This window comes from Synechococcus sp. NB0720_010 (genome assembly GCF_023078835.1).
Taxonomy (GTDB): domain Bacteria; phylum Cyanobacteriota; class Cyanobacteriia; order PCC-6307; family Cyanobiaceae; genus Vulcanococcus.
Map to the genome: position 1 here is coordinate 139076 of NZ_CP090898.1, position 15008 is coordinate 154083.

General features: G+C 63.2%; 16 protein-coding genes. 6 read left to right on the top strand and 10 right to left on the bottom strand.

Translation table 11 applies throughout. The features are described 5' to 3' along the window. Positions 1-32 precede the first annotated feature (32 nt). The 4 genes from LY254_RS00735 to thrS form a co-directional block, all read right to left on the bottom strand. A complete protein-coding gene (locus LY254_RS00735; protein ID WP_010316748.1) occupies positions 33-1655 on the bottom strand; it encodes an NAD(P)H-quinone oxidoreductase subunit 4 in 1623 nt (540 codons plus the stop codon). A 154-nt stretch (positions 1656-1809) separates the two neighbouring features. Then, positions 1810-2754: a homoserine kinase gene (thrB, locus tag LY254_RS00740; protein WP_247478072.1), complete on the bottom strand. Its 945-nt coding sequence runs from the start codon at positions 2752-2754 to the stop codon at positions 1810-1812. A gap of 31 nt (positions 2755-2785) precedes the next feature. Beyond that, positions 2786-3790 carry a glucokinase gene (glk, locus tag LY254_RS00745; RefSeq protein WP_247478074.1) on the bottom strand — a complete coding sequence of 335 codons (1005 nt, stop codon included), beginning with the start codon at positions 3788-3790 and terminating at the stop codon, positions 2786-2788. A gap of 6 nt (positions 3791-3796) precedes the next feature. Continuing rightward, a complete protein-coding gene (thrS, locus tag LY254_RS00750) occupies positions 3797-5515 on the bottom strand; it encodes a threonine--tRNA ligase (RefSeq protein WP_247479951.1) in 1719 nt (572 codons plus the stop codon). A gap of 152 nt (positions 5516-5667) precedes the next feature. Here thrS and LY254_RS00755 point away from each other — a divergent pair, with 152 nt between their 5' ends. Then, positions 5668-6030, top strand: a complete 363-nt coding sequence (locus LY254_RS00755; protein WP_247478077.1) for a DUF2605 family protein — start codon at positions 5668-5670, stop codon at positions 6028-6030. Here LY254_RS00755 and LY254_RS00760 read toward each other — a convergent pair. The 5 genes from LY254_RS00760 to LY254_RS00780 all read right to left on the bottom strand — a co-directional run bounded on the left by LY254_RS00760 (position 6021) and on the right by LY254_RS00780 (position 9881). Further along, entirely contained in the window at positions 6021-6683 is a 663-nt protein-coding gene (locus tag LY254_RS00760) for a glycoside hydrolase family 104 protein (protein ID WP_247478080.1), read from the bottom strand. The two genes, LY254_RS00755 and LY254_RS00760, sit on opposite strands and share 10 nt — an antisense overlap. Positions 6684-6893: 210 nt before the next feature. Then, positions 6894-7922, bottom strand: coding sequence for a tryptophan--tRNA ligase (gene trpS, locus LY254_RS00765; RefSeq protein ID WP_010316758.1), 1029 nt, complete (start codon positions 7920-7922; stop codon positions 6894-6896). 61 nt (positions 7923-7983) lie between these two features. Continuing rightward, complete coding sequence (locus LY254_RS00770) at positions 7984-8427, bottom strand: hypothetical protein (RefSeq protein ID WP_247478082.1); 444 nt, start codon at positions 8425-8427, stop codon at positions 7984-7986. 19 nt (positions 8428-8446) lie between these two features. Then, a complete protein-coding gene (locus LY254_RS00775) occupies positions 8447-8959 on the bottom strand; it encodes a hypothetical protein (RefSeq protein ID WP_247478085.1) in 513 nt (170 codons plus the stop codon). Next, positions 8952-9881, bottom strand: coding sequence for a cation diffusion facilitator family transporter (locus tag LY254_RS00780; protein ID WP_247479954.1), 930 nt, complete (start codon positions 9879-9881; stop codon positions 8952-8954). Before LY254_RS00780 ends, LY254_RS00775 begins: the two co-directional genes overlap by 8 nt. A 191-nt stretch (positions 9882-10072) precedes the next feature. Between LY254_RS00780 and LY254_RS00785 the strand changes: the two genes are divergently transcribed. The 4 genes from LY254_RS00785 (at position 10073) to LY254_RS00800 (ending at position 13794) form a co-directional block, all read left to right on the top strand. Next, entirely contained in the window at positions 10073-11392 is a 1320-nt protein-coding gene (locus LY254_RS00785; protein ID WP_247478087.1) for a YcjF family protein, read from the top strand. 186 nt (positions 11393-11578) lie between these two features. Next, complete coding sequence (gene psbA / locus LY254_RS00790; protein ID WP_010316763.1) at positions 11579-12655, top strand: photosystem II q(b) protein; 1077 nt, start codon at positions 11579-11581, stop codon at positions 12653-12655. Positions 12656-12809: 154 nt separating this feature from the next. Beyond that, a complete protein-coding gene (locus tag LY254_RS00795; protein ID WP_247479957.1) occupies positions 12810-13610 on the top strand; it encodes a PfkB family carbohydrate kinase in 801 nt (266 codons plus the stop codon). Next, positions 13603-13794 carry a hypothetical protein gene (locus LY254_RS00800; protein WP_029626273.1) on the top strand — a complete coding sequence of 64 codons (192 nt, stop codon included), beginning with the start codon at positions 13603-13605 and terminating at the stop codon, positions 13792-13794. The genes LY254_RS00795 and LY254_RS00800 overlap by 8 nt, the downstream gene beginning before the upstream one ends. On the opposite strand, the gene LY254_RS00805 is transcribed toward LY254_RS00800, so the two are convergent. After that, positions 13752-14045, bottom strand: coding sequence for a cell division protein SepF (locus tag LY254_RS00805; RefSeq protein ID WP_010316767.1), 294 nt, complete (start codon positions 14043-14045; stop codon positions 13752-13754). The genes LY254_RS00800 and LY254_RS00805 overlap by 43 nt on opposite strands. Before the next feature lie 87 nt (positions 14046-14132). Between LY254_RS00805 and zupT the strand changes: the two genes are divergently transcribed. Further along, positions 14133-15008: a zinc transporter ZupT gene (gene zupT, locus LY254_RS00810; RefSeq protein WP_010316768.1), complete on the top strand. Its 876-nt coding sequence runs from the start codon at positions 14133-14135 to the stop codon at positions 15006-15008.

Sequence of the window (15008 nt, forward strand, 5' to 3'; positions counted from 1 at the left end):
CATTCCAGCTCAGGGACTGACGCTGCGGGGAATTAGCCGAGGGCGGGTAGCCGAAGGGCCACGACGGCGTGCTGCGCCAGGTCGTTGGCAAGGGCCGTGGTGGTCGCCTCATAGAGATCAATCGCCACTCGAGGCCAGAAGCCAATCACGAGGGTTGGGACGAGCAGGGTGAGTCCAATGACCAGTTCCCTCGGCTTCATGTCGCCCAGGACCGCCAGCGCCGGGATCCGGGGTCCAAAGAACACCCGTCGGCAGAGGCTCAATAGGTAGATCGGGGTCAACACCACACCGATGGCCGCCAGGACAACGGCGATCACCCGGAAGCCCACGGTGAAGCCGTCATTGCTCGTCACGCCAAGGAACACGGTGATTTCACTGACGAATCCACTCATGCCAGGCAGGGCCAGGGAGGCCAGGGAGCTGGCGACAAAAAAGGCGAAGGTGATCGGCAGAACCTTTGCCAATCCCCCCATGTTGGGGATCGAGAGGGTTTTGGTCCGCTCGTAGAACACGCCGGTCACGAAGAACATCGCGGCCGCGATCAGTCCGTGGCTGATCATCTGCAGCATTGCTCCGCTCATCCCCAGGCTGTCGATGGCACCGATGCCGAGCAGCACGAAGCCCATGTGGCTGACGGAGCTACAGGCGATACGCCGTTTGACGTTGTCCTGGGCCAGGGCGTTGAGGGCGCCGTAGACGATGTTGACGATGCCCAGAACGATCAGAGCGGGGGCCAGCTGCAGGTGGGCCTCCGGCAACATCTGCACGTTGAAGCGCAGCAGGGCGTAGCCCCCCATCTTCAACAGCACCCCAGCCAGCAGCATCGAGACCGGGGCATTGGCTTCTCCGTGGGCATCGGGAAGCCAGGTGTGGAGCGGGAACATCGGCAGTTTCACGCCGAATCCCACCAGGAATCCCAGGTAACAGAGCAGGCCGAAAAGGCCGCCTGGAGAGCGGGCAATCAGTTCGCTCAGGTTCAGGGTGAAGGGACCGTTGAGAGCCAAGGCCAGGCCGCTCAACAGGATCAACAGCGAGGCCGTCGCTGTGTAAAGGATGAACTTGGTGGCCGCATATTGACGCTGCTGGCCGCCCCAGATGGCGATCAGCAGATAGACGGGAACCAATTCGAGCTCCCAGGCCAGGAAGAAGAGCAGGAAGTCCTGGGAGAGGAAGACCAAGGCCTGGGCAGAGGCCTGCACAAGGAGCAAAGCGAAGTAGAGCCTGGTTTTGGTCTTGATGTTCCAGCTGGCGGCCACCGACAGCAGGGTGACCAAGCCAGAGAGCACCACCAGCGGTGCTGAGAGTCCATCGGTGGCGAGGGACCACTCCAGGCCGATGGCGGGAACCCAGGCGAAACGCTCAACCAGTTGCAGCCCCGCGATCGAGCCGTCGTAGTGCTGGCTGTAGACGTAGAGCATCAGCCCTAGGTCAGCCAACAGGGTCGTCAGCGCAACCGTTCGCGGGAGCTTGGGGTCCGTGCCATCACCGGGCAGGAGCATCACCAGTGGCGCGATCGCGATGGGAAGCAGAGCGATCAGGCTGAGCCAGGGAAAGGTTGTTGGCGCCGCCAGCATTCCCTGGGCGAGAGCGGAGTCACCAAACGCGGAGCCGGGAATCGCAGCGGACGCGGCCATCAGGGGCAGGTTGGCGTCCATCGCGTGCACGGCTTTTGGGTATCGAGGGCGATGTCCCGTATCTGGGTTCAGCCCTCTAGGGACTCAACCCTCCTCCTACGGGAGGTGCCTATCAAGGAAGAAATCTACCAGTGAGACCGATCTGGTCTAGGCATTTCTACTCAGGTTGAGTGGCCTAGGAGGGCAGGTGCTCCCAGCGGCTTCCAGCCTGGTGGAGCTGCAGCACCTGGGAGCGGGAGGCCACCCCCGCACCCTCCCAGGCCCGAACCATGGTTTTGCTGACGGCCACCGCCGAGTCTTCAGGGCAGAGGGCCAGGATGCTCGGCCCGGCGCCGCTGATGACGCAGCCCCAGGCCCCCGCTGCCATGGCGGCCTCGCGCACCTCCTGGCCCCCTTGGATCAAGCCCCAGCGATAGGGCTCGTGGATCCGGTCGTGCATCCCATCGGCGATCAGGTCGCCATTCCCGGTGCGTAGTCCCTGCAGCAGCAAGGTCAGGCATCCGAGGTTGGTCACGGCATCGGGAATGGAGATGGCCTTCGGCATGACCCGTCTGGCTTCGCTGGTGGACAGACGAATGGCCGGGATGGCCACCACCACCATCACCTTCGGGTCCCATTCGCAACGCACCACGCGCCAGCGATGGGAGGCGGCTCGAGCGGTCAGGCAGAGGCCACCGAGCAGTGAAGGAACCACGTTGTCCGGGTGACCCTCAATGTCGATCGCCAGCTCCAGCAGCTTCTCGCGACTGAGCTTCTCGCCGATCAGCGCGTTGGCCCCCATCAGGCCAGCCACGATGGCTGTGGCGCTGCTTCCCAGTCCCCGTGCTGGTGGAACCGCCAGGCGGACCCGCGCTTCGACAGCAATCGGCTCTTCACCTGCTTCTTTCCAGACCCGCTGGGCTGCGCGGTAAACGAGGTTGTCCGGGCCGCCCCGCAGGTGCGATCCCTCGCTGCCTTCGATCACCAGTTCAAACCGCTCGCCACTGCCTTCGATGCAGCGCATCTCGAAGCGGTTGTTCAGATCCAGGGCCGCTCCGAGGCAATCAAAGCCGGGACCCAAGTTGGCTGTTGTGGCGGGGACATCCACCACAACCCCCTGTCCAATGCGGGGGCGGGCCATGCGCTCTGTTCTGCTGGGGTCAGTGTCCCACTCAGGCGTTCAACAGCCGAGCCCGGCAAGCGGCACTGAAGAGTCCAGTCTCGCTGTCGATCAAGGCGTGGACAGGGATTTGTTCCACAACGGCGTTGAGCCGTCCTTTGTTCAAGAAGGCCCCAAGGAAGCGCTCTGAGCGCAACTCATCGAGCAGCTTGCCCGCTGTGCCACCTCCCAGCCAAAGCCCGCCATAGCAAAGGCTTTGCAGGGCAAGATCCCCTGCGCAGCTTCCGTAGGCCTCCAGCCAGAGATCCAGGGCTTTGCGGGCGAGGGGATCGCCAGCCGCGGCGGCCGCAGCGGTCGCCGCAGGCAACTCGGTGTCGGCCGTCTTCATCAGGGCATGGTTGCTTCCGTCGGGATGGGTGGCCAGGCGCCAGCGCATCACGTCGCCCAGTCCCGTGCCGCTCACCACCCGTTCAATCGAGAGGCGCGGCAGACCGAACTCGGCCATCAGCCAGGTCTTCAGTTGCCACTGCTCCTCGTTGCAGGGGGCGAATTCGCCATGGGAGGCCTCGCTGGCCATGGCCTGCAAGCCCCCTGCCGTGGGCACTCCGATCGCTACCCCCAGACCGGTCCCGGCCCCAAGAATCGCGATCGGCGCCTTGGGGTCGCCGCCGCCCGCAGCCGGCTGCCGCAGGGTCGTCTGTTGCTCTGGCTGCAGGTGAGGCAGCCCATAGATCAGAACGGCAAAGTCGTTGACCAGCTCGAGCACCTCGAGCTGGCAGGCGCGGGCCAGTTCCACCTCATCCAGCAGCCACGGGAGGTTCGTGAGTTTCACCCGGCCCTGGCGCACCGGACCCGCAATCGCGAAACAGGCCTGGCGAGGTCGCTCGAAGCAGGACGCCTCCCCGTCGAGGAAGTGATTCACCAGGGCCGAGAAATCAGCCCAATCGGCCGAGACGAAACGTTGACTGGCCTTCTGAATCAGTGCCGTTCCTTCGACGCTGTAGAGGCCCAGCAGGGTCTTCGTGCCGCCAATATCACCGGCTAGAAGCGTGGTCATCGGAGATCAGCGGGGGCTGATCTTGAGCCCCGCTTCCCGATCTTGATTCGCTTCCTTGGCAGCGGCCACAACGGTCTCCAGCTCGATGCTGCCCAGGTCGCCCTCCCGGCGGCTGCGCAGGCTGATGGTCCCGCCTTCGGCCTCCTTGGCGCCGATCACCCCCAGAACGGGGATCTTCATCTGTTCGCCATTGCGAATCAGCTTGCCCAGGCGGTCACCGGAGTGATCCACGCTGGCGCGTACGCCCGCCGCCTTCAGGGCCGCTGCGACGGATTCGGCGTAGCCGGCGACCTCATCGGTCACTGGCAGCAGGCGGATCTGCTCGGGTGCCAACCAGAAGGGGAAGTCACCGGCGTAGTTCTCGGTCATGATCCCGAAGAACCGCTCCAGTGAGCCAAAAATGGCGCGGTGGATCATGATCGGCCGCTGCCTGGATCCGTCCGCTGCCACGTACTCCAGGTCGAAGCGTTCAGGCAGGTTGAAGTCCAGCTGGATCGTGGAGCATTGCCACATCCGGCCGATGGCGTCCTCGATCTTGAGGTCGATCTTGGGGCCGTAGAAGGCACCACCGCCTTCGTCGATCTTGTAGGCCCATCCCTTGCGCTCCAGCGCTTCGATCAAGCCCTGGGTGGCGAGATCCCACACCGCGTCTTCGCCGATGGACTTCTCAGGCCGTGTGGAGAGGTTGATTTCGTAGTTGCGGAAATCAAAGGTCGAGAGGATCTGTTCGGTGAGATCCAGGATCGCCAGGATTTCGTCGCTGATCTGCTCCGGCAGGCAGAACACGTGGGCGTCGTCCTGGGTGAAGCCCCGCACCCGCATCAGGCCGTGCATCACTCCGGGGCGCTCGTAGCGATACACCGTCCCGAGCTCGGCCCAGCGGATCGGTAGCTCGCGGTAGCTGCGCAGGGTGCTGGCGTAGGTCAGCACGTGGAACGGGCAGTTCATGGGCTTGAGCTGGTACTCCCGCTCGTCCACCTGCATCGGGCCAAACATCGACTCGCTGTAGAAGTCGAGGTGGCCAGAGGTCTTCCAGAGGCTGATGTCAGCCACGTGGGGGGTGTAGAGCAGCTCGTAGCCGGCGTTGAAGTGGAGCTCCCGCCAGAGGTTCTCGATCAAGAGGCGCATGCGGGCGCCGCGGGGATGCCAGAAGACCAAGCCAGCGCCGGCTTCGTCCTCAATCGAGAACAGGTCAAGGTCGGTCCCGATCCGGCGGTGGTCCCGGCGCTTGGCTTCCTCTTGCCTGCGCTTGTATTCGCTCAGCTGTTCTGGGGTTTCCCAGGCGGTGCCGTAGATCCTCTGCAGCTGGGCGTTCTTCTCGTCGCCACGCCAGTAGGCGCCTGCGACGCTCTCAAGGTCAAAGGCCTTGGCGTTCAGTTCCTTGGTGTTGCTGACGTGGGGGCCTGCACAGAGGTCCCACCAGTCCTCGCCGAGGGTGTAAAGGCTGATGGGTTCTTGGATCCCGGCCAGAATTTCCAGCTTGTAGGGCTCGTTCTGGGCCTGGATCCGGCTTTCGGCCTCCGCTCGGCTCACCTCCAGACGCTCCAGCGGAAGCTTCTTGTTGATGAGCTTGATCATTTCCTTCTTGATGGCCTTGAGGTCGGCCTCCGTGAAGGGATCGGGGTTATCGAAGTCGTAGTAGAAGCCGTTCTCTGTCCAAGGTCCGATGGTCACCTGGGCCTTGGGGAAGAGGCGCTGGACCGCCATGGCCATCACGTGGCTCATGGAGTGGCGGATACGCAGCAGCTGGTCGCTCTCGCTGGTTTTGGGCAGGTGCACCGTGGCTGCAGGCTCGGCAGTACGGGTCGCGGTCACGGCAGCGGGATAGCAACCCCGATCCTACGCAGCGCAATTCAGACCATTACTAGGGTGTGGGGGTGAGCAACTCCCAAGAACCCCAGGCTGAGTCGGCCGAATTGCTCGACCACTTGCTCGAGTCACTCTTTGGTGACTTTCGCTATTGGTTCCAGCGCGGTTTGGTCCTTCTGGATCACGCCCCCGACCACCTGGTGCCACCGGTGGAACAGCGGGAGTTTCGTTCCGCCCTGGAGGAGGCACTTCAGGCGATCGCCGCCGCCAAAGCACTCCGGGCCGCCTGCTCGACCCCCATGGCCGTTGATATGGATGCCATGACCCCTTGGCATCGCCTGATGATGCGGGTCTGGAACCTCTCCGCCATGTTGCGGGTGGCGGGAGTGCCGCTTCCGGAGCAAGAGCGCCCCGATCCTCCTCAGGCCTGAGCCCAGCGGCTGCGCTTCAGTTGCTTGAGGTTGGATTCGTAGAAGTTGGCCAGTTCCGCAGCCTTCTTCACGGGTTGGCCGTAGGCGCTCAGTCCGTTGTGGCTAGGGAAGGAGGCCCACTCCTTGGACAGCACGGCCATTACCCCGCGGGTTAAGCCGCTGCGGTCGACTTGATCGAGTACACCGCGGCGATCCACCAGATACAGGGCCGCTTGGTCCTGGTTGTGGGGCTTGAAGCTGCGAAGGCTCAGTTTGTTTGCGGCTTCTTTCCAGGTGCCGGGCAGGAATTGATAGGCACCTGCGGCCGCGCTCGTGTAGCGCTTCACCACCACCAGATCAGGGTGTTTGGCCAGGCTGCTGAAACGCCCGCCGCCGTAGAGGGTGCGATAGCCCTCGGGGCCTTGTTTCCAGGTGCCCTCGGCGTAGCGAATGGTGTTGAGCAGGGCCCGGCGCTCCGGGGTGATCGCATACAGCTCTCCGTCCTCGGTCTTGCTGGCAGCCGCCACGATCTGCTCCAGTGACTGATCCACCTCGACTCCCTTGGAGGGAGCTACGAGGGGGCCAGCGGCCAGAAGCAGCAGACCCAGTGAGCAGGCCGGAGCGGCGGCACGACTGGGCTTGAGGGAATGCTGGAGCGAATGACGAATTGGCAAGCGGCACAACGTCGCAGTCCATTGAGACTGCTGGCTAGCCGAGTCCCAAGGTGAGACTTCCCGTCCGAACTGGACAAGTGCTGCCTCGATGTGCTGCAGGTTGATTTTTAGTTCTCCAGGGCGATTGGCGAGGTTTTTGGCTGGCCAATGCGCCGTAACGAATTAGCCACCTTTATCTTTCCTTCCGTTTTTGATTAGCGGCTTGGGGCCTCAGTTCGCCTTGAGGAAGCCCAGGGCCTCGCGGGTTCGCTCCAGAGTGGCCTGGGCCACAGCATTGGCGCGCTCGCTGCCTGCTTTGAGGACGCGGTCCAGTTCGGCGGGATCAGCGCTCAGGTCGTTGTAGCGCTCTTGAATGGGGCGCAGCGCTTCGACAAGTGTCTCGGCCAGTAGGGGTTTAAAGGTGCCCCAGCCCATCGCGGCGCACTCTGCAGCGGCTGCCTCACGACCTTTGCCGCTCAGCAGGGCATAGAGCCCCAAGAGGTTGTCGGTTTCGGGGCGCTCCGGGTTCCCAAATTCGAGGCCCATCACGGGATCGGTTTTGGCGCGCTTGACCTTCTTGGTGATGACCTCAGGCGAATCCAGCAAATTGACACGGGATCCTTCGTTGGGGTCGCTCTTGCTCATCTTGCTGCGCCCGTCGGTCAGGCTCATTACGCGGGCACCCTCCTTGAGGATGAGCGGCTCGGGCACCTTCAGGACGGGGATGGGCTCGCCTTCGGCATCCCGCGGGGCAAAGCGAGCGTTGATTCGCTGCTGGGCGATGTCTCGGGCCAGCTCCAGGTGCTGTTTCTGGTCCTCGCCAACGGGCACGAGGTCAGCGTCATACAGAAGGATGTCCGCCGCCATCAACACGGGGTAGTCCAGAAGGCCAACGGAGACCTGGTCCCCCTGTTTGACGGCCTTCTCCTTGAACTGGATCATCCGCTCCAACCAGTTGAGCGGTGTGACGCAGTTCAGGAGCCAACAGAGCTCGCTGTGGGCTGAGACATGGCTCTGGACAAAAACCGTCGCTTTCTCCGGATCGATTCCGCAGGCGAGATAGAGGGCGGCGGTGTTGCGCGTGTCACGGGCCAGGGCGGCCGCGTCATGGGGCACGGTGATCGCGTGCAGGTCCACGACACAGAAAAAGGTGTCGTGGGTCTCCTGCAGTCCGACCCAGTTGCGGATGGCTCCGAGCCAATTGCCCAAATGCAAGGCGCCAGTGGGCTGAACTCCGGACAGGACCCTGGCGCGTTGCATGCGAGCTGGCGAAATGTTCGCCGGATTCTGCCTGGAGGCAGGACCCGGCAGCGGCCTCGAATCAGGCCTCGGTGGTCTCTTCGGTGGTGGTTTGCTCTGTTGCCACTTCGGTGGTTTCCGACGCGGCTTCCTCGCTCACCGTCTCCTCTTCAGGGACCGCGGCTGCTGGTTTGGCGGGACGGGCAAACGGATTGGGGCGGTTGCCAGGGCGCTCATTGCGCTCGCCACGACGGTCAACCCGCTCGCCCCGTCCCCGGGAACCGGCACTGGCCTTCTGCTGGGCAACGATGTCGTCAATCCGGCCCTCTTCGATCAGCTGGGCCACGGTGCGCAGGGATAGGCCCAGGGCTGCCACGGTGGAACGGACGCCAAAGGCCTCTTGCACGGCGCGGGCGGCGCGCATCTCGTTATCGCTCAGGCGAATGCGGAACCCGCCACCTTCGCGAGGACCGCGGTTGCCTTGGGACTGCTCGCCCGAATTCCGTTGGAAATCACCGTCGGCCATGGCCGCACACCTGAAGAAGTCAGCGGCAAGTGTGCCCTACCGACAGTGAGGCCGGCCAGTGCCAAATCAGGCGATGGTGTTCTGGACTGCCTGCTCGGGCCAAGACCAGTACCGGCAAAGGATTTGGTCCCTCCGATTCGATGCTGCTTCGGTAGCGCGACAGCAGGTCGAGGTAGGCCTGCAGCGTCCAGCCATGGCAACCCTGATCTTGTGCGGCCCAAAAGCGTTGGAGCGCCTCAGAGCAGGCCACCTTCCCGAACTCATCCCAACATTGTTCTTCCGCTTCTGCGCTCGAGAAACCGGCGCGGATCAGGTTGCGGAAGCGAATCAACTCTGGGGCTTCACCACTGTTGTCGGGGGGTAAAACCGCGCTGAGCCTGCTGATGGGCAGGATCTGCAGCCGCAACCAGCAGCGCTCGAGCAGGGCAATGGGCCGATCGCCATCCCAGCGAGCCAACAGTTGTTGGCGGTCACTGAGATCGGCCAAGAGCTGCTGCTGATGGGGGGTGAGCCAGCGCAGGAGCTCAGCCATGGGTCCCCTGGAAGGTGATGGTGGATTCCGCGTACTCCCGCGGTTCCAGGTGGATTGTGCAGCGAACGGGTCCAAAGCGCCGCTCGAGATGCTCCTCCACGAGCTCGGTAATCCGATGGGCTTTTGGCAGGTCATCGGCATCCACCACCATGTGGAGCTCAATGAACACCCGCTGACCCAGAACCCCGCGGCTGGCGATGTCATGGACGTTGAGGACTCCAGGGACGCCCATCGCCGTCTCGTGGATGGATTCCGGTGCAATGGCGATTTGATCGACCAACCAGGGCAAGTTGGTCTTCAGCACCTGCCAGCAGACGCGGATCAAGAGGACGCAGAGCGGGATGGCCATCGCCACGTCCAGCCAGGTCTGCTTGAACAGAACGACCCCACAGAGACCGACCAGGACCACAACGGTTGTCCAGATGTCGCTGGTCGTGTGTTTGGCATCGGCTAACAGCAGCTGGTTGCTCAGGCGTCTGCCCTCACTGCGCTCGTATCCGGCAAGCAGCAGATTGCAGCCCAGGACGATGAGGAGCAGCAGCAGCTCCTGGCCATCCAGGCGGATTGGGGGCAGGCCCGAGCTGATGCGCTCGAGGGCTGTTCGCACGATCTCAAAGGCCGTCAAGCAGATGAAGCCGGCAATCGCCAAGGCTCCGATCGCTTCGTATTTGTCGTGGCCGTAGGGGTGATCGCGGTCCGGCTTGGGGTCCGAGAGGCCATTGGTGATCAGTCCCAGCAGGCTGGACAACCCATCGGTGGCGCTGTGCATGGCATCCGCCAGGAGCGCCAGGGATCCACTCAAGAGGCCAATGCTCAGCTTGAGCAGGGTCATCCCCACATTGACCCCGAGGGCGACCAGCAGGACCCGCCGGACCTCGGACCGGCGGTCGGTCCGCTCGTTGGTTTGGCCGGCTAGACCCATGGCCAAGGAGGCGCATTGCGGTCCTCCCACGCTATTGGGTCTGGGCATGGGTTAATAGCTGAGCTAAAGAGTTGGCGCGGCCGCCGAATTCAGGCTCCCCATTGACGGTTCCTCAGGTCTCAGCTGAATCCCCATCGCCGAGGCCTCTCGCACTGGGGGACGAGCTCAAAGCGCAGGTTCTGCGCCAAGGAATGCGGCATTGGCCCTGGCTTGCGGCAGCAGGCGGCGGTTGGATGGTGCTGGAGTCCCTCCATGGGCCCCTCTCCTCGCTGATGGGGTTGGGTGCCGCAGGGGCCGGCCTTTGGTTGCTTGGCGGACGCATGCGTCCAAGCGGTCAGCAACTGCCTCAGTCCTCCGAGGGTTGGCTTGAGCGCTGTGAGGCGGTTCTTGAGCAGTTCCAAGTGCTGCAAGCAGCCAGCGCTGAGGAGGGTCGTGCTCAGGCCAAGACCTTTGAGCTCCACCAGACTCAGCGCCGCTCTCAGCTGGAGCTGTTGCGTCAGCGCCAAGAGGAGACCTGCATTCAGCTGGCCCTGGTGGGGACCGCAGCGTGGAGCGCTTCCGAGCAGGAGCAGCTGTTGTGTCACTGCCCCTCTGTTCATCCACTTCGGGTGCATCGCAGTCACGCGCTGCCCTTGTCTCCTCAGTCCTGGCAGTGGCCGGAGGTGTTTCGCCACTGCGAGCTGCTGCTGTATCGACTCGATCTGCCCCTGACCGCGGCTGACCTGCGCTGGCTTGAAGCCCTGCCAGAGCAGCAGCGGGTGGGAATTCTGGTGCGCACGAAACCGGAGCTCGAGAGTTCCGCCCAGCTCCAGCAACTCGAGCAGCAGCTTCCCGTTCATCTGCGCGGGCGCTGTTGGCCGCTTGCGGCCCAGGAGGCCAGTGGCTGGCGAGACCTCACCTCCTGGTTCGCGGAATCCACACCGCTGAGCCGGGAGCGCAACCAACAACGCTGCCTGCAGGAGTTGCATGCGGCTTGGCAGCTTGAACTCGAGGGCCTGCGCCGCCAGCACTGGTCCCGTTTGCTGCAGCGCACCCAGTGGACCGTGGCGGCGGGCGTCGTTGTGGCGCCTCTTCCCAGCTTGGATCTGTTGGTGCTGGCCGCTGCCAATGGCTTGATGCTTCAGGAGATGGCCAGGCTTTGGAATTGCCCTTGGTCCCTTGAGCAACTGCAAGCCTCGGCGTCTCAGTTGGGCAAGGCGGCGCTGAGTCTGGGGGTTGTCGAGTGGAGCTCTCAAGCCCTGGCCTCGGTGGTGAAGTGGCACGGTCCGACATGGCTTGTGGGGGGTGCCATGCAGGCCCTCAGTGCCGCCTATCTGACCAGGGTTGTGGGCCGGGCGATGGCTGACTACATGGCTTTGGCCGCCGGTGTTCCCGAAGCGGAGTTGGATGCTCTCTTGCAGCGCCAGGCTCCCCTGTTGGTTGCCCGCGCGGCGGACGAGGAGAAACTGAACTGGAGCGCGTTTTTGGTATCTGCGCAGCAGTGGCTCAAAGAACAATCGGCCCCCGCCTAATCGCCAGGCCGCACAGACTCGATCGCTATACATAGCTTCATGAAGCCTTCATGAAGCTCTTCATGAACATTTTGGTTCTTTCCTGAATTTAATTTTTGCTCCAGGAAATGTTTTCTAGGGGCTCCTAGGTTTTGCAGGCCGCATCTGCGGCATTCGTACTCATTTGGCTCGATTGGGCCTTCCCCTATGACCACTGCTCTTCGTAAGAGCGGCTCCAGTTCTTGGACGCAGTTTTGCGAGTGGGTCACCAGCACCGACAACCGCATTTATGTGGGTTGGTTCGGCGTCCTGATGATTCCCTGCCTGCTGGCCGCCACCATTTGCTTCATCGTTGCCTTCATCGCCGCCCCGACGGTGGATATCGATGGCATCCGTGAACCTGTTGCCGGATCCCTGATCTACGGAAACAACATCATCTCTGGCGCTGTCATCCCCAGCAGCAATGCCATTGGTCTGCACTTCTATCCCATCTGGGAAGCCGCCAGCCTCGACGAGTGGCTGTACAACGGCGGTCCGTATCAGTTGGTGGTTTTTCACTTCCTGATCGGCATCTCCTGCTACATGGGCCGTCAGTGGGAACTCTCCTACCGCCTCGGCATGCGCCCCTGGATCTGCGTGGCCTATAGCGCTCCGCTGTCTGCTGCGTTTGCAGTGTTCCTGGTGTATCCCTTCGGTCAGGGCTCCTTCTCCGATGGCATGCCCCTGGGCATTTCTGGAACCTTCAACTTCATGTTGGTGTTCCAGGCTGAGCACAACATCCTGATGCACCCCTTCCACATGCTTGGTGTGGCTGGTGTCTTCGGTGGTTCCCTGTTCTCCGCCATGCACGGCTCCCTGGTGACCTCCTCCCTGGTTCGTGAAACCACCGAGAGCGAGTCCCAGAACTACGGCTACAAGTTCGGCCAAGAGGAAGAGACCTACAACATCGTGGCTGCCCACGGTTACTTCGGTCGTCTGATCTTCCAATACGCCTCCTTCAACAACAGCCGCAGCCTCCACTTCTTCCTGGGTGCTTGGCCTGTTGTCGGCATCTGGTTTACGTCCATGGGCGTCAGCACCATGGCCTTCAACCTGAACGGCTTCAACTTCAACCAGTCGATCCTGGATTCCCAGGGTCGTGTGCTGAACACCTGGGCTGACGTGCTCAACCGCGCCAACCTCGGTATGGAAGTGATGCACGAGCGCAACGCTCACAACTTCCCCCTCGACCTGGCTGCGTCCGAGATCACCCCGGTGGCTCTGACTGCACCGTCGATTGGCTGAGCCCCAACGGATCGGCTCCATTCCCAGAGCCCTCGCGTCAGCGAGGGCTTTTTTGTGTGCAGGCCCGCCTGGCTTTTGATGGAGTTCCAGCCGTTGTTCGTGCTTCGCTGTGTCCACCGACCCCGTTGTTTGGTCAGCACCGGAACTGCCGCCGATGCGTTTGGCCGTGGTTGGTCACATCGAGTGGGTGCAATTCCTGGCGGTTGATCAACTACCTCGACCGGGTGCCATTGGCCATGCGCTCCGCAGCCTGGAGGAGCCCGCCGGTGGTGGCGCGGTCGTGGCGGTGCAGATGGCGCGGCTGACCCAACAACCCGTTCAGTTCTTCACGGCCCTGGGGCGGGATGCGGTTGGGGAGGCCTGCGTGCAACGCCTCCAAGCCTTGGGTCTTGAGCTCCATGTGGCCTGGAGGGATGCTCCGACCCGGCGGGGCCTGAGCCTGGTGGATCCCGGAGGGGATCGGGCGATCACGGTGATCGGAGACCGCCTGAGCCCGTCCCTCAGTGATCCGTTGCCGTGGAAGGACCTGGCGGACTGCGATGGACTCTTCGTCACGGCGGCTGATGCGCCGCTCCTGCGCGCCTGCCGCGCCTCCAAGGTTCTGGCGGCCACACCGCGGGTCCGTCTACCCGTGCTGCATGAGGCCGCTGTTCCCTTGGATGCCCTCATTGGCAGTGGCCTGGATCCTGGAGAGGCGGTGGATCCCACGCAACTCACAACCGCGCCCCGGGCCTTGATCCGCACCGAGGGAGCCGCCGGAGGCCACAGCGTTCCAGGCGGCCGGTACGACGCGGCTCCGCTTCCAGGGCCCCTGGTGGAGAGCTATGGCTGCGGCGACAGTTTTGCGGCAGGTGTCGTGACGGGCCTTGCGGCCCAACGGTCGCTCGCTGATTCCATCAGGCTGGGCGCCCAGTGCGGAGCAGCTTGTGCAACACGCTTTGGCCCCTATGGCTAACCGACTTGGTCGCCTGGCCCTGCGGGTCCTCAGGGTGACGGCAAGCACCGCCTCGATCATTGAGCTTCTGCGCTCCGATTGGACCGGAGGTGTCTCGGCTGGGCTGGCCTGGCTGTTGTTCGTGCAGTTGGAGCGCCGGGTTCAGGCCGGTTCAACGCATGATTCCGAGGAGCCACTGAGCTGACTGACGCCGACCCCGGCCGGTGCACAGAGGTAGGTCCCATCACCCACACGCTCCATTTGGCCGTCCAGGGCATGGACGGCGCCGGCCACGAAATCGAGGATTCTCTGCGCTTCGCTGGGCTCCATTCCTTCGAGTTGCAGCACGACGCATTGGCGCTCCCGCACCGCTTCGACGGCATCGCTGGCCTGCTCGAACTGCCGGCAGCGCAGCACCGTGACCTGCGGGAGCCAGATTCCAAATGGCGTCTGCATGGCCCGCTCGTGCAGCGATGTCTGTGTTCTGCCCCATGTGGGGGCATCTGTCCAGGCGTTGCGGGTCGAGCCCGGGATTGTTGAAACGTGCCTGGATCGGCCGATCCGCCCACCAAGGGCCTCCTGGCCTGCGATCATCGAACCACCTTTGCCGAGGAGCCGGGCTTGGAAGCGCTGGACCACCAGGTACTGCCGGCCTTCCTGCTGACCCTCGGCGCAGGCCTGTCGACAGGGATCGGCAGTTGGCTTGGCGTGCTCAGCCGGCGCTTTAGCCCGGGATTACTGACGAGCGCCCTGAGCTTTTCTGCCGGGGTCATGATCTTCGTCTCCTTCGTGGAGATCTTCCCGAAGGCCCGCCAGTCCCTGACGCCTGCCCTGGGCACCAGCACGGCCTATCTCGTCACGGTTCTGGCCTTCTTTGCCGGGATGCTGGCTCTTGCGCTGATTGATCGCTTGCTCCCTTCGCACGAGTTGGCGATTTTGCCCTTGCGCGAAGGCTCCGATTCCTCGGCACTGATGCGCACTGGGCTGTTTTCGGCCCTGGCCATCGCGATTCACAACTTTCCCGAGGGGTTGGCGACCTTTGTGGCGGCGCTTTCTGAACCCCGGCTTGGCATTGGGATCGCCATCGCCATCGCCATTCACAACATCCCGGAGGGGCTCGCGGTCTCAGCGCCCGTGTATTACGCCACTGGTAGCCGAAGCAAGGCATTCTGGATTTCCTTTGCCTCGGGCTTGGCGGAACCAGTCGGAGCGCTGATCGGCTACGTCTTTCTGCGTACCTTTCTCAATGACGTGGTTCTGGGCCTGGTGTTTGCCAGCGTCGCCGGAATCATGATCTACATCTGCTTCGACGAGTTGCTCCCGGCGGCCCAGCGCACTGGCGCCAAGCACCACCTGATGATGTTCGGGGTCACCGCGGGGATGCTCGTGATGAGCATCAGCCTGGTGCTGCTGACCTGA